The sequence below is a fragment of the Desulfurivibrio dismutans genome (assembly GCF_029210385.1).
In the GTDB taxonomy this organism is placed as follows: domain Bacteria; phylum Desulfobacterota; class Desulfobulbia; order Desulfobulbales; family Desulfurivibrionaceae; genus Desulfurivibrio; species Desulfurivibrio dismutans.
Genome location: NZ_JARGDQ010000006.1, coordinates 134,935 through 156,870 on the forward strand (window position 1 = coordinate 134,935; position 21,936 = coordinate 156,870).

Here is a 21,936-nt window from a genome sequence, read left to right on the forward strand (position 1 = left end):
TTCTTTCTCCTTGGCTGTAACTTAATGGGTTTCAGGTAAGTTTCAGGGAACTTTGGTGTAAGTTCCGGGGTGCAAAATAATCGAAAATCCATGAAAGATTTGGGAATCTACAGAAAAAACGGCCAACCAACAACCGTTTTCTGCCTGGTGGGGCCCACGGCGGTGGGCAAGACCGCCCTGGCCCTGGAATTGGCCGAGCACTACGAAGCTGAAATCATCAGTGTCGACTCCATGCAGGTGTACCGTTACCTGGATATCGGCACCGCCAAGGCCACCCCGGAAGAGCGTCGCCGGGTTCCCCATCATTTGATAGATATCATCGATCCCGATGAAGATTACAGCCTGGCCCGTTTTCTGGCCGATGCCGCCGCCGCCTTGGCCGATATCGGCCGGCGCGGGCGGGCGGCGCTGTTCACCGGCGGCACCGGTTTATATTTACGGGGGCTCAGGGCGGGGATCTTTGACCTGGGGCCGCCCGACGAGCACCTGCGGGCCGAACTGGCCCGGCGCCTGACGGAAGAGGGCGCCAGCGCTCTTTATGCCGAGCTGCAGCGGGTGGACCCGGCATCGGCCAGCCGTATTCACCCCAACGACCGGCAACGGCTGTTGCGGGCCCTGGAAATTTTTTACCACAGCGGCACCCCGTGGTCGGAACATCTGCGCCGGGGCAAGCAGAACGCCTTACTGCCGGATAGAGTGCCGGTGATCGGGCTTGCCTGTGAACGGGATATCTTGTATGAACGGATAAACCGCCGGGTGGACAGCATGCTGGCGGTCGGGCTGATTGACGAGGTGCAGGGGCTGCTGGCCCGAGGCTACGGCCCGGAACTGCCCCCCATGCAGGCCATAGGGTATCGCCACATGGTGCAGTATCTCAATGGTTCCTGGACCCTGGAGCAGGCCCGGGAACTGCTGGCCCGGGATACCCGGCGCTATGCCAAGCGCCAGCTTACCTGGCTTCGCCAAACCTCGGGAATAATCTGGTGCGACCAGCAAGATCACACGTCAATTAAAAGGGTTATCGACAAAAATTCATGAACATTCCCAACCTGATCACCATTGTTCGCATCCTGCTGGTGCCCTTGCTGGCGATTTTTCTGTTGGAAGAAAAATATAACTTGGCCCTGTTGGTGTTTATTATTGCCGGCATCAGCGATGGCCTGGATGGCTTTCTGGCCCGCCTGCTCAAGCAAAAAACCCGCTTGGGGGCGATTCTCGATCCCGTTGCCGACAAGGCTCTACTGATTACCACTTTTGTCATCCTGGCCGTGTTGGGGGTTATCCCCCAGTGGCTCACGGTGCTGGTGGTCAGCCGCGACCTGCTGATTATTCTCGGTTTCGGGATTCTGGTACTCACCGGGCGAAGTTTTCAGATTGCCCCGACCTACACCAGCAAACTGACCACCGTCTTCCAACTGGCCACGGTTATTTACTTTTTAGGCCTTGAGTACCTGTTGCCGCTGCTGTTTTTGCGGGACTACCTGATCATCGCCACGGCCCTGCTGACCATGCTCTCCTGCGCCCATTACCTGGTGGTGTTCTTTCGCTTTCTGGGCGCCGAACATGACGAAAAAAAAACGCATTAATCAAACAGGATAAAAAACAAAGATGATGTACTCTGCAGCCACCGGCCAGAGGATGGGGAAGCGGGCGGAAATTGATCCTTCCTACTGCCGCAGCCTGGCCGCCGAACTGCGACTGCCAGAAGCTCTGGTGGCCGTACTGCTACGCCGGGGCCATGACGATAAGGCCGGCATTGAAAGCTTCTTGCGCCCCAACCTGACCGATCTGCCGGACCCTGATCTGATGCTGGGGATGAACTTGGCGGTGGAATTGATCGCCAGCGCTCTGGGCAGCCGGCAACCCATCGTGGTGTACGCCGACTATGACGTCGACGGCCTCAGCGCTGGAGCTGTACTCTATAAGTTCCTGAAACAACTGGACTGTAAGCAACTGCACTACCTGCTTCCCCATCGGAGTGAAGACGGTTACGGGGTCCATGCCCACCTGCTGGCGGAACTGCAAAAAAAATTGGGGCCCACCACTCGGCCACTGCTAATCACCGTAGATTGCGGCATCGGCGACCACCAGGCTCTGGCCGAAGCCCGGGAGATGGGCTACACGGTGATCGTCACCGACCACCACCGTCCTGCGGCCACGCTGCCGCCAGCCGCCGCCATCCTCAACCCCCATCAGGGCGGCTGCCCCTTTCCCTGTAAAAACCTGGCCGGGGTAGGGGTGGCCTTTTACCTGCTGATGGGGTTGCGGCGCCATTTGGCCGGCGAGGGTTTTTTTGGCAGCGGTGAACCGCCCAATCTCAAGGAATACCTTGACCTGGTGGCCTTGGGCACGGTGGCGGACATGGTCGCCCTGCGGGGAGCCAACCGTATCCTGGTACGGGCCGGGCTTGAGGTGCTGCAGGGCTGCAGTCGGCCCGGGCTGGCAGCCCTGACCGCCACCGCTGGCATCAACCCCGAGGGGGCTGCTAAAGGCAGCACCAAAAGATCACTGTATCCAGAAGATATATCTTTTGTTTTAGCCCCGAGACTGAATGCCGCCGGCCGGGTGGCCACTCCGGAGACGGCTTTCCGGTTGCTGATTACCGATGATCCTTCGGAGGCACTGGCGCTGGCGGCCGAGCTTGAAGATCTGAACCGCTGGCGACGGGAGTTGAGCGATCAGGTCTATCAGCAGGCCAAAGAACAGGTTGTGGCCTCCGGGCAACAAAATAACCATGTCCTGGTACTGGCCGATAAAGACTGGCATCCCGGAGTGCTGGGGATTGCCGCCACCCGGTTGCAGCAGGACTTCAACCGACCGGTGCTGCTGCTGGGCCAGGCCAGCCTTGAAATGCTCAAGGGGTCGGGGCGCAGCATCGAAGGCCTGGACCTGCTGGCCGCAGTCGACGGCTGCCGGGATTTGCTGCTGGGCTACGGCGGCCATGCGGCAGCCCTGGGGGTTAGCCTGCACCCGGACCGGCTGGCCGACTTCCGGACGATGCTCAATAATGAAGTCGGCCGGCAGTTGGCGGCACTCGAAACCACACCGGCCATCAGCGTGGACTGGTATTTTACCGATGGCCGCATCGATGCCGGCTTGACCGGTAACTATCATCTGCTGGAGCCATTCGGGCCCGGCAACCCGGAACCGCTGTTTCAAGTGCGGGGGGCGTTGTCCCAGGCCGGAGCAGTGGGCCGGGATCAGAACCATTTACGCTTTCGCTGGCAGCAGAAGGATCTCAACCTGCCGGGCATTGCGTTCGGTTACGGCAACTCTTTAGGGCACCAAAACCCGGGGCCGGTGGAACTGATTTTCGCCCTGCGGCGCAACATTTACCAGGGCCGGGTCAGCTGGCAACTGCAGGCCAAATCCATCAAAAAAGCGATCTGAGCGACTGCACCAAAAAAGGCAGGGCAGCGGCTGTTTTGTTTAACGACCGTTTTGTAACTGCCTTTTTTATTGTGATTATGCAAACTATACATAATATACATTATGCGACATTATAAAATAATGTGGTACCGACGGGGAACTGGCAAGCGGCAATATGTGGCATCTGCCAGGGGCCGCCGGCGAGGCTTTTTCGTGCCCGTTCTGATCGCCCTGTAAATCCCTGAGCGGATCACCCAGCAGCACCCCATCTTGCGGCGATCAGGTCGGCTTGAGTACCTGATGTAAGCTACGCCGACTTGGCTTACCGCAACCTGTGGCACTACTGAACAGTTACGTGCCAGAATGAGCTGGATAGTCACCATTGTTTAAAGCATTTTGGTTAAAATTCTGGTAAGTATAGTCCTCTTCAGCGCTGCCCAGACCTCCCCGGGCCGGCGTTCTGATTTGCGGCTTTATGCATGTTTATTCAATAAGTTAATTATAAAACTGGAGAAGTTGTATGAATCGTGAAGTTTACCAGGAGCCTTTGGTCAGCCGTTACACCAGCCCGGAAATGCAGGCCATTTTTTCCGAGCGCAGCAAGTTTTCCACCTGGCGGCGCTGCTGGATCGCCCTGGCCGAAGCCCAGCATGAACTGGGCCTGGATGACCTGGTAACCACGGAGATGCTCGAAGAGCTGCGGCAAAACGCCGATAATGTCGATTTTGAAACGGCGGCGGCCAAGGAAAAGGAAATCCGCCACGATGTCATGGCCCACGTCTACGCCTACGGCAAACAGTGCCCCACCGCCGAACCCATCATCCATTTGGGCGCCACCTCCCAGTTTGTCGGCTGCAACACAGACCTGCTGTTGCAGAAACGGGCTCTGACCATGGTGAAAAAGGCCCTGCTGCAGGTAATTGTCAACCTTGCCAAGTTCTGCCGCCAATACAAAGACCTGGCCACCCTGGGCTACACCCATTACCAGCCGGCCCAGCCCACCACTGTGGGTAAGCGCCACACCCTGTACCTGCATGATCTGCTCATGGACCTGGAGGCCATTGAATGGCTGGAAGGTCAGATCAAGGCCCGGGGCGCCAAGGGCACGGTGGGCACCCAGGCCACCTTCCTGGAGTTGTTCAACGGCGACCACGACAAGGTGCGGCAACTGGATCAACTGGTGGCCGAAAAACTTGGATTTTCCACGGTTTTTTCTGTCACCGGACAGACTTACAGCCGCAAACTGGATGTCAAGATCGCCGAGGTACTGGCCGGCATTGCCGCATCGGCCCACAAGTTTGCCGTCGATCTGCGCCTGCTTTCAAACCTCAAGGTGCAGGAGGAGCCCTTTGCCAAGAACCAGGTGGGCAGCTCGGCCATGGCCTACAAGCGCAACCCCATGCGTTCGGAACGGATGACCGGCCTGGCCCGCAAGCTCATGGGCCTGGTGCCGGATTTTTATGCCACCTACGCCAACCAGTGGTTCGAACGTACCCTTGATGACTCCGCCATTCGCCGCATGGACATCCCTCAGGCCTTTCTGCTCACCGACGCCATTCTGCGGCTGTACATGAATATTACCTCGGATATGGTTGTTTATCCGAAACAAATAGAAAGATACCTGCGCCAGGAACTGCCCTTTATGGCCACCGAGAAGATGCTCATGGCGGCGGTGCGCAAAGGCGCCAGCCGGCAGGAGATGCATGAGGTTATCAAACAGCATTCGGTGGAGGCGGGCAAAAAGGTCAAAGAAGAAGGCGGCGACAACGATCTGCTGGCCCGCCTGGCCGCCGACCCGGCCATGCCCTTCACCCTGGCCGAACTGGAGGGCATGCTGGCCAATCCCGCCGAATTCACTGGCCGGGCCGAAGCCCAAACCGAGGAGTTTTTGCAGGAAGAAGTTGAGCCGCGGCTGAACCGTTACCGTGCGCTGCTGGGCGAGATGGACAGCAGTCTGCAGGTGTAAGATGAATCAGCCGGATTCGACGATCTCCACTGTCATCACCGTAAACACTGAAAAAATAGGTTTTTTCAGGTTTATTTTGGAGTCTTATGATAACCTGGCGATCCTCACCACTCTGGACCGGCAACAGGGCGTGGTGGCGCTGCGTTATCCCGCCGGCAACCAAGCGGAGGTCGAGGAACTGCTGACCGCCCTACCCCCGCAGTTGGTTATCTCTGTGAAGCCAACTGTGCCGGTTGACCCCACCGGTGCACCGCCGGCACCTCCTTCAGGTGAAAATCTTAACTGACATAAAAACGCAAGATTGAAGAGTTACACATAACATTTAAAAAAATGACTAAGACCAGAAACCTCTATATCGAAACCTTCGGCTGCCAGATGAACGAGCGCGACTCGGAGATCATGGCCCAGCTGATGAGCCAGGCCGCTTACCTGGAAACCGCAAGTCCCGAAGAGGCCGATTGCATTGTTGTCAACACCTGCAGTATCCGCGGCAAGGCGGCGCAAAAGGCCTACAGCCTGCTGGGCGGCTACCGGCGGCTGAAAAAACGCCGCCCGGACCTGGTGATAGCCGTGGCCGGATGTGTGGCCCAGCAGGACGGGGAAAGCCTGCTGAAGAAAATGCCCCACCTGGACCTGGTGATCGGCCCCCAGAACATCTACCGTTTGCCGGAACTGGTGGAAGCCGCCCGCTGGCAGGCGTCCCGGACCACCGCCACCGAGCTGACCAAAGATTTTGTTATCCCCCCTTTCCTGCCCAAAATGGACGGCAGTGGCGCTCCGCACAAGCGCTTTGTGACCATCATGCAGGGGTGTAACAACTTCTGCACCTACTGCGTGGTGCCCCATACCCGGGGCCGGGAGGTGAGCCGCAAACCTGAAGATATCATCAATGAGGTAAGACATCTGGCTGAGCACGGGGTGCGGGAGGTTACCCTGCTGGGGCAGAACGTCAACTCCTACGGCCAGGATCGCAACCCGGCTACCCTCGCAGAAAATGGCGGCGGCGATGATTTCCCTTCTTTGCTGCGGGCCGTAGCGGCGGTGGACGGCATCCGCCGGGTGCGCTTCACCACCTCGCACCCCAAAGATCTTTCCGCCAGGCTGATTAGCTGCTTTGCCGAATTGGAGAAGCTTTGCCCCCATTTTCATTTGCCGGTGCAATCCGGCTCTGACCGGATCCTGGCGCGCATGAACCGCAAATACACCAGGGCTGACTACCTGGCTAAAGTTTCCGAACTGCGCCGGGTCCGACCCGATATCGCCATTACCACCGACCTGATCATCGGCTTTCCCGGCGAAGGTGAAGATGATTTTGCCGACACCATGGAACTTGTCAACTTTGTGCGCTATGACTCTGCTTTTTCGTTTAAATACTCAGATCGACCCAACGCCGCCGCCACCGCTTTTACCGACAAGGTGTCGGAAGAGATTAAAAGCCGCCGCCTGACTCTGCTGCAGCAAAGACAGGATGAAATAAGTGGGGAAATCAGCCAGGCCATGGTCGGCCATACGGTGGAGGTCATGGTGGAGGGCAAGAGCAAAAACGCCGGCGAACAGTGGAGCGGCCGCACCCCCACCAACCGGATCGTCAATTTTAGCAGCCAGCAGCCCCTGAGCCCCGGGCAATTCATTGATATTTACCTGGAAGAAGCCTGCCGGCACAGCCTGCGCGGCCGGATCGTCTGAAGCCGAGACACTGGGCGCTGGGAAACTAACCGGAAAAGTAAGCGAAGGAGAATGCCATGATCGACCTGCATACCCATTGCCTGTTCAGTGACGGCGAACTGGTGCCGGCGGAACATCTGCGCCGGGTGGCGGTGCTGGGATACCAGGCGGTGGCCATTACCGACCACGCCGATTCTTCCAATCTGGATTTTATTATTCCCCGCCTGGTGCAGGCAGCCGACCGGCTCAATCCCCACTCCACCGCCCGGCTGATTCCGGGGATTGAACTGACCCATGTACCGCCGGCCATTTTTGCGCAGCTGACCGCCCAGGCTCGAAAACTGGGAGCGCAAATCGTGGTGGGGCATGGGGAAACGGTGGCGGAGCCGGTGGCGCCCGGCACCAACCGGGCGGCCATCGAGGCGGAAGTCGACATCCTGGCCCATCCCGGCCTGATTAGCCGGGAAGACGCCGAACTGGCGGCGGAAAAAGGGGTTTTCCTGGAACTGTCCGGGCGCAAGGGCCACAGCCTGACCAACGGGCATGTAGCCGCCATGGCCCGCCAGGTAGGCGCCCGGCTGGTGATCAACGCCGACGCCCATGGCCCCGGTGACTTTCTCACCGGGGCCATGGCGGAGATCGTCGGCCGGGGGGCCGGTCTCAGCGCCGAAGAATATGCCCAAGTTCGGCTCAACATGGAAGAGCTGGCGCAAAAAGCCGCCAGCAAAGATTTAACCGGCTAAACAACAAAACCGGCAACCGGACCAAGGAAAGAAATCGCTTACTCCACCCGGAAATCAGCCTTCCACAAAATCCCGCCCTGCTCGTCGCGCAGCTCCACTCGCCAGTCGCCGCTTCTACCCTCAATGGTGACGGAAGAAAAAGTGCGCCAGCGAGGGCTTTTACGCAAAGGTAGCGGGACCGCGGCAACCTCCTGGTCGTTTCGATACCAGACAAAATTTACCGTGGTGTCCGCCTGTACTTCACGGGCCTCAATAAAGGCGTAAACCCGCTCTTGGGTGGCACTGAAAGTTTCGGCCACCCCCACAGGCTCCCGTTCCACCACCTCAGCGGCAAGCTTCGTCCTCTCCAGCCGGAAAATCTGCTCTTCGGCCATCACCGGCAGGGAAACAACAAGGAAAGCAGCCAGGGCCGCCACCAATGCAACAACTCTTTTGCCTGTCATCAACTTCCCTCCTTTATTGGATGATTCTGGTAATGATGATATAGCAAGAAGCAGCGTTAATCAATGGTAATCAGGGGGTGGAGGGCAGCCAAAGTTTTAGGACCGATCCCGTGGACCAACAGCAATTCCTCGGGATCCCGAAAGGGGCCGTGGGCGGTGCGGTAATCGACAATCCGCCGGGACAGGGTCGGGCCGATGCCCGGCAGAAACCGCAGGGTCCGGGCGTCGGCCCGGTTCACGGCAATGGGCTGAAAGGTAAAGATGGCCAGGTAAGGCGGACCAGCCTCACCCCAGTTGGCCATCATGGAAGAACTGGAAGAAACGGCGGTGGCATCGGCTGACAGTGGTTCCGGCAGGCGATAAACACCGGCCGGCCGGTCGGGTTCTGCCAGCCACCGGTATTGATGAGAAATCACATCAACCGATGGCGCTGCCCTGAACGGCAGCCAGCCAACCAGCCCCAGAACCAGCCCCAGAACCAGCAAAAGCAGCAGGGGCAAGGATTCCTGGTCGAACTCGGGGCTATCCTTCAGCCTGCCGGTGGCGCTCATCCTTCATAAGTTTGTAAGTGATGCTGTCCACCAAAGCCTGCCAGCTGGCCTCGATGATGTCGTGGGAAACCCCCACCGTGCCCCAGGTGGCGTCGGCATCGCCGGACTCAACAAGCACCCGGACCCGGGCCCCGGTGCCGTGTTCACTGGCCAGCACCCGGACCTTGTAATCATGCAGCTCCACCTGCTCCAGTTGCGGGTAAAAACCGTAGAGGGCCTTGCGCAGGGCATTGTCCAGGGCATTGACCGGCCCGTGGCCCAAGGCCGCGGTATGGACCACTTCACCGCCAACCTCCAGGCGCAGGGTGGCCTCTTCCACCACCTCCTCCTCAGGCCCCAGGGCGCAGGGGTCTTTTTGGCTGATCACCCGGAAACCCAGCAGGTGGAAATAATCCTTGCAGGTTCCCAGAGCCTTGCGCATCAGCAACTCAAATGAGGCCTCCGCCCCTTCATATTGGAACCCCTGGGTTTCCAGCTCTTTGAGTTTTTTGAGGATGGAACTGACCAGCGGATCCTTGCTGTCCAAATCAATGCCGAATTTCTTTGCCTTGTGCAACACATTGCTGCGCCCGGCCTGGTCGGAGATCAGGATGCGGCGAATGTTGCCCACCCGTTCCGGATCGATGTGCTCGTAGGTCAGCGGATTACGCTTAACGGCACTGACGTGAATCCCGCCCTTGTGGGCAAAGGCCGCCTGGCCCACGTAGGGCTGGTATTTGCTGTGCGCCAGGTTGCCAAGTTCCGAAACAAAACGGGAGGTTTCGGTGAGATTGGGCAGATTCTCGGCGGCAGCAAAGTAGCGCTTCATCTTCAAAGCCAGCCCGGGCATGATTGAAGTCAGGTTGGCGTTGCCACAGCGCTCACCGATGCCGTTGATGGTCCCCTGCACCTGGCTCACCCCCAGGGAAACGGCCACCAGGGAGTTGGCCACCGCACACTCGGAATCGTTGTGGGCGTGAATACCCAACTCCACCGGCAGTTCTCGCCCCCCCTCCCCTGCCGCGGCGGAAAGGCCCGGAGCCACGGCGGTTTTGATGGTGAGATTGTCAAGGTGCCGGGTTACCTCACCGATGATGGTCGCCACCTCGCCGGGCAGGGTGCCGCCGTTAGTGTCGCACAGTACCAGGCACTGGGCCCCGCCGGCCACCGCCCGCTCCAGGGTTTGCAGGGCATACTGGGGGTTGGCCTTGTAACCGTCGAAGAAGTGTTCGGCATCGTAAAAGAGAAACTCCACATGGGGACGCAGGTAGGCCAGTGAATCCTCGATGATCTGAAGGTTGTCCTCCAGTTCAATGCGCAGCGCATCCCGGACATGGATATCCCAGCTCTTGCCGAAAATGGTGATGGCCCGGGTTCTGGCGGCCAGCAGAGCGGCCAGGTTGGGGTCATCCGCCGGCGGTTTGCTGAAATTGCGGGTGCTGCCGAAGGCGGCCACCACCGTGTGTTTCAGGTCGTAGTTGCGGATCTCTTCGAAGTAGCGGGTGGCCGCCGGACTGGCCCCGGGCCAGCCGCCTTCGACAAAATCAACCCCCAGCTCATCGAGCTTCAGGGTGATACGCACCTTGTCTTCCACCGAGAGGTTGAAATTCTCGGCCTGGGTGCCATCCCGCAGGGTGGTATCGTAAATGGTCAACTGTTCAGGCATATCGAGCCTCATTCGGCCAAGTTAAAAGCATCATGGAGGGCGCGCACCGCCAGCTCGGTGTACTTTTCGTCAATCACGCAGGAGATCTTGATCTCGGAGGTACTGATCATCTCAATATTTATCCCCTCTCTGGCCAGCACGTCGAACATGGTGGTAGCAATGCCGGTATGATTGCGCATCCCCACCCCGACAATGGAAACCTTACAGATATTTTCCGACCCGCTGACCCCTTCCGCTCCAGTTTCAGTCGCCACCTGTTTAAGCACCTCCATGGCCCGCTTATAATCGGTTCTGGGCACGGTGAAGGTGAGGTCGGTGAGGTTGCCGTCCCGGGTATTCTGGATAATCATATCCACCACAATACCTTCCCGGGAAACAGGAGTAAACAGTTTGGAAGCGGTACCCGGGGTATCAGGCACCTTGCTGACGGTAATGCGGGCCTCGTTACGATTATAGGTGACCCCGGAAACGGGATTGGATTCCATGCTTTTGTCCTCCTCGACAACCCAAGTGCCTTCATTGTTGGTAAAAGTAGACCGGACCTGTACCGGCACCCTATGCCACTTGGCAATGGTAACCGAACGAATATCCAAAACCTTGGCTCCGAGACTGGCCAGCTCAAGCATTTCATCATAAGAGATGCGATCAATCTTGCGGGCCGAAGCGCAGATGTTGGGGTCGGTGGTATAAACCCCTTCGACATCGGTAAAGATATCACACTGGTCGGCCCCGAGTGCTGCCGCCAGCGCCACCGCCGTGGTGTCCGATCCTCCCCGGCCCAGGGTGGTGATCTCGCCCTTTTCGGACACTCCTTGAAAACCGGCCACCACCACCACCTTCCCGGCATCCAGGTGATGATTGATCGCCTCCTGGTCGATGCTCAGAATCCGGGCCCGGGTATGGCGGTCATCGGTATTAATTTTAACTTGGTCACCCAGCAGGGAAACAGCATCGGAGCCCATCGCCTTAATGGCCATGGCCAGCAGAGAAACCGTCACCTGTTCGCCGGAGGCCAGCAGCACATCCATCTCCCGGGGATCGGGAATATCCTGCATCTGGCCGGCCAGGTCGACAAAACGGTTGGTTTCCCCGGCCATGGCCGACAAAACCACCACCATCCGGTGCCCTTCCTGCTGTTGCTTCAGCACCCGCCGGGCCACCGCCTTGATCTTATCGGGGTCGGCCACCGAAGTGCCGCCGAACTTTTGGACAATTAGCGCCATATTAGTTTTGCCTTTCAATTAATTTTGATAAACCCGCAAAAAACGCCCAACATGTTGGTCGGCAACGCGAAAACAAGCAGCTACAAAGCGTGCCCAGTCGGCGGCGCAGCTTTTTACGCCGCCGACAACGTTTATCACCCTCGCTGCAACCCGGTGGCGCTCGCAGATGATATCGCAGATACAGCTCAGAACTCATCAGAATAACTCCTGGACCGGAAAAAGCAAGAGCCGGCACCGGCTGAGTTCAAGAAAAATGGCCATCCGGTTATTTTTTGCTTGAGTTAAAGTATGAATTTTGCTAAAAAAAAGATGGTTGATTAGCCGCTATCCCGCGTCACACAAGGGAAGCAAATAAATGACGATAAAACAGCTAGTAACCATGAGCAGGTAAAGCTTCCCATGAAATAATCGAAGGACCGGGAGACCTGCACAAACATTTCAGACAATTCCTGCATAGGGATGCTTCAGAAGATGAAAAAATATATTAAAGATGCTGTTCAAAGCATTATTCATACGGGAAAAATATTTCTCAACAGCGGTCATTTCTCCACCATTGTGATTACCGTGGCGATCTCGGGGACCGCTCTTTTTTTCGCCAACATCACCCCGGCTTCACTGCCAACCCCAGTGGCCCTGCCCGAATTTGAAGAAGCCGTAGCTGACCACCTGGCGACCGAGAGCCCCGAAACGGCGGCGCCACCGGCCCTGGCCCAGCCCCCCGAGCCGCTTTGGCCGGAAAACTACAATCGTATTGAGGGGGAGTTGCGCTCTGGCGACACCCTCAATGATGCCCTGCGACGAGCCCAAATTAACGGCAACGACCGCACCGGCATCATCCGTGCCCTGGACGGTCTGTTGGATTTCCGCTCGCTGCGCCCAAGGGACCATTTTACCGCCGTACTCGACGATGACGATGCGGTGGTGGAATACCGTTACCATTCGGGCCCCCTGGATATCTACCTGGTCAGCCGTACCGACGATGATCAGTTCCAGGCCGAGAAGATGAGCGTGATCCTGGAACGGCAGACCAAGAAAATCAGCGGCCGAATAAAATCATCCCTGTTTGCCGCTTTCCAGAGCCACGGGGAGCAGGCCCGGTTGATCTACGGTTTTGCCGAAATCTTTGCCTCCCGAATGGATTTCAACGTGGAGATCAGAAAAGGGGACCGTTTTCAACTGGTTTTTGAAAAATATTACCGGGATGACGAATTTGTCGGCTATGGGCCTATTCTTTACGCCCGCTACGAACAGACCGGGGGAGACGTGCTGGAGGCTTTCCGGTATACCCCTGAAGACGGTCTGGCCTCCTATTTTGATCGTGACGGCCGGGAACTGGGGGCTTCCTTTCTGCGCTCTCCGGTTCCCATGGCCCGGGTCACCTCCGGCTTCAACCGGCGCCGGATGCACCCCATCCTTAACCAGGTCCGGCCACACCTTGCCGTTGACCTGGCCGCCCCCACCGGTACGCCGGTAATGGCCACCGCCGACGGCCGAGTGATTTTCCGTTCTCGGGACGGCGGTAACGGCAACATGGTTATTTTAGAGCACAGCAACGGATACCGTTCCTACTATGCCCACCTTTCCGGCTTCAAAAGGGGGATGAAGGTCGGCGAACGGGTGCGCCAGCGGGACATCATCGGCTATGTGGGCGCCACCGGACTGGCCACCGGCCCCCATGTCTGCTACCGGATCCGCCACAACGGCGAGTACATCAACCCCATGGCCATGCGTTTCACCCCCCGTTCGGAGTTGGAGGGTGAAGCCCTGATCAGATTCCAGGATCACCGCAGGAAACTCATCCAACTGGCCGACAGTTTGGGGGAAAAAGAGCAGGCGGTACTGGTCGGCCGGATCACCGTGGACCCGGACCAGGGCCTGACCCTGCTGTAGCCGCCTAAAATGACCTCGCCGACAACGGTTGAGCCTGACACAGTCAGGCACAGAGGCCAGGCAAGCGCTCACGAAACGCCACACATCCCTTTTAACGTGGTGCTGGTGGAACCGGAAATCCCCCCCAACACCGGCAGTATCGCCCGGCTCTGTGGCGCCACCGAGACGACCCTGCACCTGGTCCACCCATTGGGCTTCAAGATCGACGACAAGCACCTCAAACGAGCCGGGCTGGACTACTGGAAGCAGGTAAAAATTGTCACCTGGCCCAGCTTCGATGATTTTCTTGCCGCTCAAGATGAAGGCAAGCTGTATTTTCTAAGCAAAAAGGCGAGTCGCCTTTACACCGATGTCCACTTCCAGCCCGGGGATTTCCTGGTTTTTGGCAAGGAAACAAAAGGATTACCGGAAGAAATTATTACCCTCTATACCGATCGCTGCTGCGCCATTCCCATGCGCAACCCCGCGGTGCGCAGCCTCAACCTGGCCCAGGCGGTGGCGGTGGTGCTCTACGAAGCCATTCGGCAACAATAAAAAGATCTAACTCTACAATAAAGACAAAGCCAGAGCGGCGGTTTTTTGGGAAGCGCCGCCACCGCCAAGTTTTTTGCGCACCTCAACCAGATCACATAGCATGGTCTGTCGGCGGTTTTGGTTGTTCAAAAGTTCTGTAATCTCCCGACTTATCATCAGCGGCTCCGCCTGGGCCTGGATCAATTCGGGAATCACCTCCCGCTGGGCCACCAGATTGACCAGGGTGACGTATGGCACATCAACCAGCAACCGGCCGATCAGATAAGTAAAGGCGGAAACCCGATAGGCTGCCACCGTGGGCACACCCAGGATGGCCAGTTCCAGTGTGACCGTACCCGACGCAGCCATGGCCGCGTCACAGGCGGCCATAATTATATGGCGATGCTGCTGGCTGACCCGGATATCCAACTCCGGATACTGCTCCAGGCCATGCTCCTGCAGGGTCTCATAACCCACACCGGGAGCCATGGGCAGCAGGAAAACAGGCGGTTTGGCAAGGTGTTTAGCCAGCCGGGCGGCGGCGGCCAGAAAAACCGGCAACAAGGTGGCAATCTCCCGCCGCCGGCTGCCCGGCACCAGACCGATCACCCGGCGCCCTTCATCCACGGCCGCCAGGCCTACCGCCGCTTTTACCGACTCCAGAGCACTACCCCCCGGCTGCTCACCAAACCCTGCAGCGGCCCGTTGAGCAACCAGCGGGGCCAGTTCATCCACCAGGGGATGGCCGACGAAATCCACCGCCACCCCCTGGCGGCGATAAAAATCCTGCTCAAAGGGCAGGATTACCGCCATCCGGTCAACCAGCCGTTTGATTTTGCGCACCCTCCCCCGTCGCCAAGCCCAGACCTGGGGGCTGATGTAATAGAGCACCCTGATCCCCAGCTTTTTGGCCCGCGCCGCGAGCATCAGGTTGAAATCGGGATAGTCGATCAGAACCAGCAGCGCCGGCCGCTGTTGCTCCAAAAAAGCAAACAGTCGCCGCCGGGCCGCCAGAATCTCCCCCAAATGCCCCAGAACCTCCACCAGGCCGACCACTGCCAGCCGGCTGGAGTCATAGATCAGTTCACACTCCGCCGCCAGGGCACTGCCGCCCATGGCACAGATCCTGATTTCCGGCCGCTGCACCCGCATGGCCTTCACCAGGTTGGCGCCATGCATATCGCCAGAGGCCTCTCCGGCGACAATCAGGACATCATAAACAGACATGGCCACCCCGCTCAGGAACGCTGCAACACATCGCTGTAGCGGCGAAAATTTTCGTCAATCTGGGTCATGATCTCCTGGGCCACCTGCAGCGCCCGCCGGCCCTGCACCCCGTCGACCTTGGGGGTGGTACGATGACGAACATTGTTGGCGAAGTCGCGCAATTCCGCCTCCAGAGCGTCCTGCTCCGGCAACTTGTGGTGGGTGATCTCCTCCTGGGGTAGCCCCTGGTCGTTAAGTTGATCCTTGAGACGGATAATCATCAACGATTTTTCGGCATAATCCAACGACAGATAACACCGGGGCTGAAAAATGCGCAGCCGTCGCACGTTGTCTTTGGAGACCCGGCTGACGGTGATATTGGCAGTACAACCGTTTTCAAAGATGATCCGGGCATTGGCAATGTCGGTGCTGGGAGTTATCACCGGTACTCCCACGGTGTGCATGGAACTGATGGGGGAATCAACAATGCTCAGGATGATATCGATATCATGGATCATCAGATCCAGCACCACATCGACGTCCAATCCCCGGGGTTTGAAAACGTGAATGCGGTGCGATTCAATAAACAGCGGTCGGGTCAGATACTGCTCCAGGGCCGTTACCGCCGGGTTGTAACGCTCGATATGACCCACCTGCAGGATCCGCCTTTCCGCCGCCGCCCGGGCGATCAGCTCATCAGCTTCCGCCAGGGTGGTGGTCATCGGCTTTTCCAGCATGATATCAATCCCTTGGCGCAGGCACTCCATGGCCACCCGATGATGATGGACGGTGGGCACCACAATGCTGACCGCATCTACCAGGGGCAGCATCTGCTGGTAATCGCCATAGGGGGTAACCCCATGTTGACGAGCGATGGCATCGGCCGCCCGGGGGTCGATATCGGCCACCCCGACCAGTTCAACATCTTCCATAGCGGCATATTTGGCGGCATGATATTTGCCAAGATGGCCTACCCCGATAACTCCAATACGAACTTTTTCCATCACGACTTCCGTTTTTGCTAGATTATTGGCGGGTGGCGTTTGCGACGGCAGGTATTACCATGAAGAACCCGCACAATCAACTTGTTGTTTCAATACGTTATGCTATTATAGCCGAAATTTGCTACCGACTCAGCCGTTGAACCTATTTTATCTGCTGCCAAGTTAAAACGGAGCCTTCTCGCAGGGAATACAACACCATGCAAAAAGCACGCAGTCTCTGGCAAAGCAACCTGGGTTTTCTGCTGGCCGCCATCGGTTCGGCCATTGGTCTCGGCAATATCTGGCGTTTCAGTTACATGGCCCACGAATATGGCGGCGGTGCCTTTCTGGTTCCTTACCTGGTGGCCCTGGCGGTGGCCGGGATCCCCATCATCTTACTGGAATACGGTATCGGCCACCGGGAAAAAGGCGCCTCTCCCCTGGCGTTTGCCCGCCTTCACCCCCGTTTCGAGCTGCTGGGCTGGTGGATGCCGGTGGTGGCTATGTTCGGAATTATGCTTTACTACTCAGTGGTGATTGGATGGTGCGTCAATTACTTTTTCCACTCCTTCACCCTGGCCTGGGGCAGTGACCCTCAAAATTTCTTTTTCAGCGATTTCCTCCAGATATCCTCTTCCCCGGCCGAACTCGGCGGTTTCCGCCAGCCCATTCTGCTGGCCACCGTCCTGGTCTGGGCCAGTTGCTGGTTTATCTGTTACCGGGACATTCGCCACGGAATCGAAGTGGCCGCCAAAGTATTCATGCCCCTGCTGTTGCTGCTGACCGCCATCATCGTCTTCTGGACCCTGCAACTGGAGGGCGCCTGGGTTGGTATCCGCGACCACTACCTCACCGCCGATTGGGATAAAATAAATTTTCTGGCCGCCGACCCGGAGGCCCGGACCGCCGCCGCCCGGGTCTGGACGGCCGCCTTTGGCCAAATATTTTTCACCCTCTCCCTTGGTTTCGGGATCATGATCACCTACGCCAGCTACCTGCCGACCAAAACCAACCTGGCCAGGAACGCGCTGATCACCACCGGGGTCAACTGCGGTTATTCAATTTTCGCCGGGCTGGCGGTTTTCGGCATCGTCGGTTTCACGGCTGCCAGCCAAGGGGTGGCCTTTGACGAGGCGATCATGGGCGGACCGCAACTGGCCTTTGTCGTTTACCCCCAGGCCATTTCCCTGCTGCCGGACTTCAATTCCCTCTTCGGCGCCCTGTTCTTTCTTGTTCTGATCATTGCCGGCCTAACCTCCGGCGTATCGTTGATCGAGGCTTTCTCCTGCGCCCTGACCGACAAATTCAACTGGCGCCGCAAAAAAGTAGTTACCGTCCTGTGTCTGCTGGGAGTTATGGGCAGCCTGATCTTTACCTCCCGGGCCGGTCTTTATCTGCTGGATATCACCGATCACTTTATCACCAACTACGGTCTGGTCCTGGGCGGCCTGCTGCAGTGCCTGATCATCGGCTGGTATGTCGGTCCGGAAAAACTGCGGCGGCATATCAGTAAACTGGGAAGTTCGGTGCCTAAAGTCTGGAACTTTTTTATCCGTTACCTGACTCCCCTGATTCTGCTGATTCTCCTGCTGGTGGCCGCCCGTGGTGATTTGGCCGCTAACTACGGAGAATATGGTACCAGTCATCTGCTCATTTACGGGGTCGGCTGGCTGCTTTTCTGCCTGATGATCGCCCTGTTTTTTACCCTCCGGCCCTGGCTGGCCGCCCGAATCAAACATAAACACCGCTATGGTGACGAAGACCTGTTGGTTTAACAGCCACATAACGCCGGTTGATCATTGCCTGCTGTTTTCGGTAACATGGACCCATGGCAGAAACCATATTACCGGACCGGCAGCAAGCCCGAGGAATAGCTTCTCGACGGCTGTAACCGATTTTTTCTCACAACTCTTTGCCTTCGGCATTTGTTTATGGCCCGCAAAACAAGGTTGATCGTGCTGGCAGTACTGCTGATGGCAGCCCTGCTGGCCCTGATGTTGCCCCTGCTGCTTAGCTCCGAACCGGTGCGAAGCGACCTGGTCGACCGCTTGGGGTATCATCTGGAGAGTGAGATCAGCCTGGACAGTATTGAACTAGCCTGGCTGCCTACCCCCCATCTGCTGGTCCGTGGAGTCGAGGTGCAGCGGCCGGAGCTTCGACTTACCCTGCCGGAAACCCATGTTTACCCAAGTTTTCTTGCCCTGCTGCAACTGCGGCTGGAGCCACGCCGAGTACGGCTGGTTGACCCGGAGTTACAACTAGATCTCGGAGCCCGACTGGACGGCAAGGATATCTCGCCGACGGCGGTATTTCCCCCCACTTTTACCGGGGTGGTGGAAATTTCTCGAGGCAAGTTGAAGCTTGCCGCCACCGAGTTGCCGGGAGCTTTTCAACTGGAAGCCTTGGAGTTGCGTGAAATCGAAGCATCCTTCCGACTATCCCCGAGCCGCTTGGACCTGGAACTGTCCCTCCGGCCCTCCTTTGGACGACATCTAACCATGGCGGGGGAATACCGGGTAGACGGCAGCTACCAGTTGGAGGCCGATGGCAGCGCACTGCATCTGCATGATCTTTTTACCACTCCGCTGCTGGGGGTTGCCCCCCTGGAAGCCGCCGCCAACCTGAACCTGCAGGCAACCGGCGAGAATCTGAGTAAACTCGACGCCACCCTGAGCGGCGATCTCCCCTGTTTTCTCCTGCAGCCCCATGACCTTGCTCAACAGGCCGGAGCGGTCCGCCTGGACTGCGGAGTTATTGACCTTGACCTGCACAAACGAGAAGATTTCTGGCAGCTGACGATCCACGATTTCGAAGTACGGGAACCGGAGTTTCGTTTGGGCGGGACTATCACCCGCGACGGCCGAGAAACGGACTCCCCCCATTGGGAGGTGGACCTGCATGGCCGGGAGCTGAACGCCGATGAAATCATGCCGGCGGTGATTGAGTTATTTGGCGAATTCGAGCCTGCCCGGCTGGTGGGAGAAATCGTCTTGGGCGGTCGGGCCACCAGAGCCGCTTTTTATCTGGCCGGCCAGGAAAATGTCCTGCGTGACCCCAAAGTCCTGGCGGATCGAATGATACTCACGGTTGAGGTTGAACGGGCCGAAATCATGGTGCCGGGAATCGACCTTTACCTGCCAAAGGCCTGGGGAGAGCTGCAGATCAAAAACAGTATTCTTGAACTGAGCCGGGCGGAGGCCGTGCTGGAGCGCAGCCACGGCTATGACGGTTCGCTGCGGGTGGGGCTGCACAAAGAACTGCCGGTGCTCGAACTCGACCTGAAACTTGACGCCGACTTGGAAGAACTGCGGATACTGCTGCCCGAACTGGTGAAACATCCGGTTTTCCAGGAAGAAATGACCCGCTTTCCCCGGGCTGCCGGCCGGGCCGCCGGGCGGCTGGTGATCAGCGACACCTGGCATGACTTTACCGTTGATGTCACTATCGAACAAAGCCATGGCGAAATCATTTACGACCGCCTTCCCTGGCCACTAACCATCCAGCGTGGACGCCTGCTGATCGACCGGGAGCAGGTCCGCTGGCAAGAACTGGCCGGCACCGCTGGCCCGCATCGACTTATGGCCAGCACCGGCCGGATTGCCCTCACTCCGCAGGCGCCCTTTGTGCTGAAAAAGGCTTTGGCGGAACTGGACAGCCAGTCTTTCTACGAGCATCTGCTGAGTTATCCGGTGCTGCAACAAGCACTGCCGCCGGTACTGGAGGAAATCAGCGGCCGGCTGACCATCGCCCACGGTGAGGCTGAAGGCGGGCTGTTCCGGCCGGATCAATGGCGCTACACAGCCATTGTCGATCTCGACCACGGCTCCGAACTGCGCTGGTACTCACCCCTGCTGGCTGCCGAGATCACCAGTTCCCAAGGATTGATCCGCTTTAATGACCGTCTGGTAGATTTCCGACAACTCCAACTCAAGCTGCAGGACAGTGCATTGAAGCTGACGGGCCGCCTGCGGCACCAGACACTGCAGCACTGGCAGGGCCAGTTGCAGTTCAGCGGCCGGTTCACGGCCGCCAACCGCGACTGGCTGCAAACACGCCAGTGGCTGCCGGAACACTTGCTGCCGGTCGCCCCCCTTACCCTGCTGCCCTTCAACATCAGCTGGGATCCGGATAATCTGCAGTTGGCCGGCACACTGCTGAGCCGGGATGAAGACAAGCCAAACGGGGTGCGGACTGCCCCGCTGCGGCGCCTTGACTTCACGGTCAGCCAACAGGACGGCCAGGCCACAGACCTTACCGCCCGGGTGCTGACCAATCCCCACCAAGCCGACTTCAATTTGCACCTGCCCCCACAACCAGGATCCGCCGGCTCTCCGGAGTCTCATTCTTCAGGTGAGACGAACCGCTTCCTGAGCGGCAGTTTCAAAGGGCAGCTAAGCCAAGGGGTGATGGGACATTTTTTTACCTTCTTTGCCGAGCAACTGGAGATGGGAAGTTGGCGGGGAGAAGCGGAATTCAAAATGCCGGGGATCTTTTTTGACGGCACGAACCACGAAACAAATGATCACGGGATCCATTTTGTCCCCCCGGTCTTTGACGGTTTCCTCGAGATCGACGGGCTGTCCTGGACCACGGATGAAAAGCGACGGCTCACCGTTAACCACCTGGCACTGGACGGCCGGGAGCAAAAATGGCAACTGCAAAAGCTTGATCTCAGCCTCAATGATGAACAGCGCCTTAAGCTGAGCGGTGCGATCAAAGTCGCCGATGCCGGACTGGCGTTGGACCTGGCGCTCTCCTCGCCTTATTTGGAGTGGGAAACCGTGGTTGCCTGGTATGATGAACTCAGCAAGCGGCAACCGCGCTTGGCCATCGACTCCCAACCGCAAGAATGGCCGGTAACCGGGCGGCTGGCTTTCCAATTGACGGAATTTGATTCCGGCCCGTGGCCGGATGAAGATTCAGATGTTTCCCTGCACTGGCAACCTCTGAACGGCGTCCTGTCACTGACGGAACCCCGGGGACTGGTGGCCGAAATTCACTCCGCCGCGCTCTGCTGCCTGGAGTTCATCGGCACCTGGTATCTCAATCCAGCTCTGGGAACCAGTTCCTTTGCCCTGGCCCCGGCCTGCCCGGACCCTCCCCGTTTTGAAAAAATGTTGCCCTGCTTGGGCATCGAACAGGATATCATCTCAGGGGACTGTCTGCTGACAGCGGAACTGGAAGGGGATTTCAGCCACTGGCAACAGGGCCGGGTCAGCATATCCTCCCCTGCTGGCGGTCGGATCATGCGCATGGGGCTGCTGGCCAGGATATTCAGCCTGATTAACCTTACCGACATTTTCACCGGGGATATCGCCGGTTTTGATGAGCGCGGGTTCGCTTACCGGGAACTGGAGTTTGAAGCGGTAATCAAAGACCATGTGCTGGTCATTGAAAAGGCGGTGATCCGGGGCGTCGGGCTCAACCTGATCGCCCGCGGCAGCCTGAACCTGACCGATATGCAGGCGGACATGGTGGTCCTGGTGGCGCCCTTTAAAACCATCGACACCATCGTCAGTTGGATCCCCTTTGTCGGTCGGATCATCGGCGGCAAGGACGCCACCGTGGTCACCATTCCCGTCGGGGTTAAGGGGGATATCCGCAATCCCCGGCTTACGGTCATGGCCCCGGATGCGGTGGGTGAGGGATTGCTCAATCTGATCAAGAGCACCCTGCTGCTGCCCTTTAATATTTTGAGCCCTTTGCTGCCTTCTTCTTCCCCCTAGCCATAACCGTCGG

The 21,936-nt window shown here is 58.1% G+C and carries 17 protein-coding genes; 11 read left to right on the forward strand and 6 right to left on the reverse strand.

Annotated features, from left to right (window positions below; translation table 11 throughout):
* The first annotated feature begins 90 nt into the window (after nt 1-90).
* From miaA to P0N66_RS08650, 7 genes are all read left to right on the forward strand, one after another.
* Nucleotides 91-1,038: a tRNA (adenosine(37)-N6)-dimethylallyltransferase MiaA gene (gene miaA, locus P0N66_RS08620; RefSeq protein WP_275804361.1), complete on the forward strand. Its 948-nt coding sequence runs from the start codon at nt 91-93 to the stop codon at nt 1,036-1,038.
* Nucleotides 1,035-1,586, forward strand: a complete 552-nt coding sequence (locus tag P0N66_RS08625; RefSeq protein ID WP_275804363.1) for a CDP-alcohol phosphatidyltransferase family protein — start codon at nt 1,035-1,037, stop codon at nt 1,584-1,586. Before miaA ends, P0N66_RS08625 begins: the two co-directional genes overlap by 4 nt.
* Nucleotides 1,587-1,608: 22 nt before the next feature.
* The gene (gene recJ / locus P0N66_RS08630; RefSeq protein WP_275804365.1) at nt 1,609-3,390 is read left to right on the forward strand and encodes a single-stranded-DNA-specific exonuclease RecJ; all 1,782 of its coding nucleotides are present in this window, start codon (nt 1,609-1,611) and stop codon (nt 3,388-3,390) included.
* A 499-nt stretch (nt 3,391-3,889) separates the two neighbouring features.
* The gene (purB, locus tag P0N66_RS08635) at nt 3,890-5,335 is read left to right on the forward strand and encodes an adenylosuccinate lyase (protein WP_275804367.1); all 1,446 of its coding nucleotides are present in this window, start codon (nt 3,890-3,892) and stop codon (nt 5,333-5,335) included.
* Between the two features lies 1 nt (nt 5,336).
* Nucleotides 5,337-5,621, forward strand: coding sequence for a DUF4911 domain-containing protein (locus P0N66_RS08640; RefSeq protein ID WP_275804370.1), 285 nt, complete (start codon nt 5,337-5,339; stop codon nt 5,619-5,621).
* A 44-nt stretch (nt 5,622-5,665) separates the two neighbouring features.
* A complete protein-coding gene (gene miaB / locus P0N66_RS08645; RefSeq protein ID WP_275804372.1) occupies nt 5,666-7,021 on the forward strand; it encodes a tRNA (N6-isopentenyl adenosine(37)-C2)-methylthiotransferase MiaB in 1,356 nt (451 codons plus the stop codon).
* A gap of 56 nt (nt 7,022-7,077) precedes the next feature.
* Nucleotides 7,078-7,743 (forward strand): histidinol phosphate phosphatase domain-containing protein, encoded by a 666-nt coding sequence (locus P0N66_RS08650; protein ID WP_275804375.1) that lies wholly within the window; start codon nt 7,078-7,080, stop codon nt 7,741-7,743.
* A 38-nt stretch (nt 7,744-7,781) separates the two neighbouring features.
* On the opposite strand, the gene P0N66_RS08655 is transcribed toward P0N66_RS08650, so the two are convergent.
* From P0N66_RS08655 to P0N66_RS08670, 4 genes are read right to left on the reverse strand one after another with little or no spacing between them, the layout of a single operon-like run.
* Nucleotides 7,782-8,186, reverse strand: coding sequence for a DUF2914 domain-containing protein (locus P0N66_RS08655; RefSeq protein WP_275804377.1), 405 nt, complete (start codon nt 8,184-8,186; stop codon nt 7,782-7,784).
* Nucleotides 8,187-8,242: 56 nt separating this feature from the next.
* Nucleotides 8,243-8,737, reverse strand: coding sequence for a ComEA family DNA-binding protein (locus P0N66_RS08660; protein WP_275804379.1), 495 nt, complete (start codon nt 8,735-8,737; stop codon nt 8,243-8,245).
* Entirely contained in the window at nt 8,709-10,382 is a 1,674-nt protein-coding gene (gene cimA / locus P0N66_RS08665; RefSeq protein ID WP_275804381.1) for a citramalate synthase, read from the reverse strand. The genes P0N66_RS08660 and cimA overlap by 29 nt, the downstream gene beginning before the upstream one ends.
* A gap of 8 nt (nt 10,383-10,390) precedes the next feature.
* On the reverse strand, nt 10,391-11,605 hold the full coding sequence (locus P0N66_RS08670; RefSeq protein WP_275804383.1) for an aspartate kinase: 1,215 nt from the start codon (nt 11,603-11,605) through the stop codon (nt 10,391-10,393).
* A 471-nt stretch (nt 11,606-12,076) separates the two neighbouring features.
* On the opposite strand from P0N66_RS08670, the gene P0N66_RS08675 reads away from it, so the two are divergent.
* Entirely contained in the window at nt 12,077-13,495 is a 1,419-nt protein-coding gene (locus tag P0N66_RS08675) for a M23 family metallopeptidase (RefSeq protein WP_275804385.1), read from the forward strand.
* Nucleotides 13,496-13,579: 84 nt separating this feature from the next.
* Nucleotides 13,580-14,029: a tRNA (cytidine(34)-2'-O)-methyltransferase gene (locus tag P0N66_RS08680; protein WP_275804517.1), complete on the forward strand. Its 450-nt coding sequence runs from the start codon at nt 13,580-13,582 to the stop codon at nt 14,027-14,029.
* Nucleotides 14,030-14,041: 12 nt separating this feature from the next.
* Here the strand turns inward: P0N66_RS08680 and lpxB are convergent, their stop codons facing one another.
* A complete protein-coding gene (lpxB, locus tag P0N66_RS08685; RefSeq protein WP_275804387.1) occupies nt 14,042-15,235 on the reverse strand; it encodes a lipid-A-disaccharide synthase in 1,194 nt (397 codons plus the stop codon).
* Nucleotides 15,236-15,246: 11 nt separating this feature from the next.
* Nucleotides 15,247-16,218 carry a Gfo/Idh/MocA family protein gene (locus P0N66_RS08690; RefSeq protein ID WP_275804389.1) on the reverse strand — a complete coding sequence of 324 codons (972 nt, stop codon included), beginning with the start codon at nt 16,216-16,218 and terminating at the stop codon, nt 15,247-15,249.
* A gap of 197 nt (nt 16,219-16,415) precedes the next feature.
* Here P0N66_RS08690 and P0N66_RS08695 point away from each other — a divergent pair, with 197 nt between their 5' ends.
* A complete protein-coding gene (locus tag P0N66_RS08695; protein WP_275804392.1) occupies nt 16,416-17,972 on the forward strand; it encodes a sodium-dependent transporter in 1,557 nt (518 codons plus the stop codon).
* A 156-nt stretch (nt 17,973-18,128) separates the two neighbouring features.
* Nucleotides 18,129-21,923 carry an AsmA-like C-terminal domain-containing protein gene (locus P0N66_RS08700; protein ID WP_275804394.1) on the forward strand — a complete coding sequence of 1,265 codons (3,795 nt, stop codon included), beginning with the start codon at nt 18,129-18,131 and terminating at the stop codon, nt 21,921-21,923.
* The last annotated feature ends 13 nt before the right edge of the window (nt 21,924-21,936 follow it).

Excerpts from the sequence above, each read along its gene's own strand:
- miaA (WP_275804361.1), top strand. The coding sequence starts at position 91 with ATGAAAGATTTGGGAATCTACAGAAAAAACGGCCAACCAACAACCGTT.
- P0N66_RS08625 (WP_275804363.1), top strand. The coding sequence starts at position 1,035 with ATGAACATTCCCAACCTGATCACCATTGTTCGCATCCTGCTGGTGCCC.
- recJ (WP_275804365.1), top strand. The coding sequence starts at position 1,609 with ATGATGTACTCTGCAGCCACCGGCCAGAGGATGGGGAAGCGGGCGGAA.
- purB (WP_275804367.1), top strand. The coding sequence starts at position 3,890 with ATGAATCGTGAAGTTTACCAGGAGCCTTTGGTCAGCCGTTACACCAGC.
- P0N66_RS08640 (WP_275804370.1), top strand. The coding sequence starts at position 5,337 with ATGAATCAGCCGGATTCGACGATCTCCACTGTCATCACCGTAAACACT.
- miaB (WP_275804372.1), top strand. The coding sequence starts at position 5,666 with ATGACTAAGACCAGAAACCTCTATATCGAAACCTTCGGCTGCCAGATG.
- P0N66_RS08650 (WP_275804375.1), top strand. The coding sequence starts at position 7,078 with ATGATCGACCTGCATACCCATTGCCTGTTCAGTGACGGCGAACTGGTG.
- P0N66_RS08655 (WP_275804377.1), bottom strand. The coding sequence starts at position 8,186 with ATGACAGGCAAAAGAGTTGTTGCATTGGTGGCGGCCCTGGCTGCTTTC.
- P0N66_RS08660 (WP_275804379.1), bottom strand. The coding sequence starts at position 8,737 with ATGAGCGCCACCGGCAGGCTGAAGGATAGCCCCGAGTTCGACCAGGAA.
- cimA (WP_275804381.1), bottom strand. The coding sequence starts at position 10,382 with ATGCCTGAACAGTTGACCATTTACGATACCACCCTGCGGGATGGCACC.
- P0N66_RS08670 (WP_275804383.1), bottom strand. The coding sequence starts at position 11,605 with ATGGCGCTAATTGTCCAAAAGTTCGGCGGCACTTCGGTGGCCGACCCC.
- P0N66_RS08675 (WP_275804385.1), top strand. The coding sequence starts at position 12,077 with ATGAAAAAATATATTAAAGATGCTGTTCAAAGCATTATTCATACGGGA.
- lpxB (WP_275804387.1), bottom strand. The coding sequence starts at position 15,235 with ATGTCTGTTTATGATGTCCTGATTGTCGCCGGAGAGGCCTCTGGCGAT.
- P0N66_RS08690 (WP_275804389.1), bottom strand. The coding sequence starts at position 16,218 with ATGGAAAAAGTTCGTATTGGAGTTATCGGGGTAGGCCATCTTGGCAAA.
- P0N66_RS08695 (WP_275804392.1), top strand. The coding sequence starts at position 16,416 with ATGCAAAAAGCACGCAGTCTCTGGCAAAGCAACCTGGGTTTTCTGCTG.
- P0N66_RS08700 (WP_275804394.1), top strand. The coding sequence starts at position 18,129 with ATGGCCCGCAAAACAAGGTTGATCGTGCTGGCAGTACTGCTGATGGCA.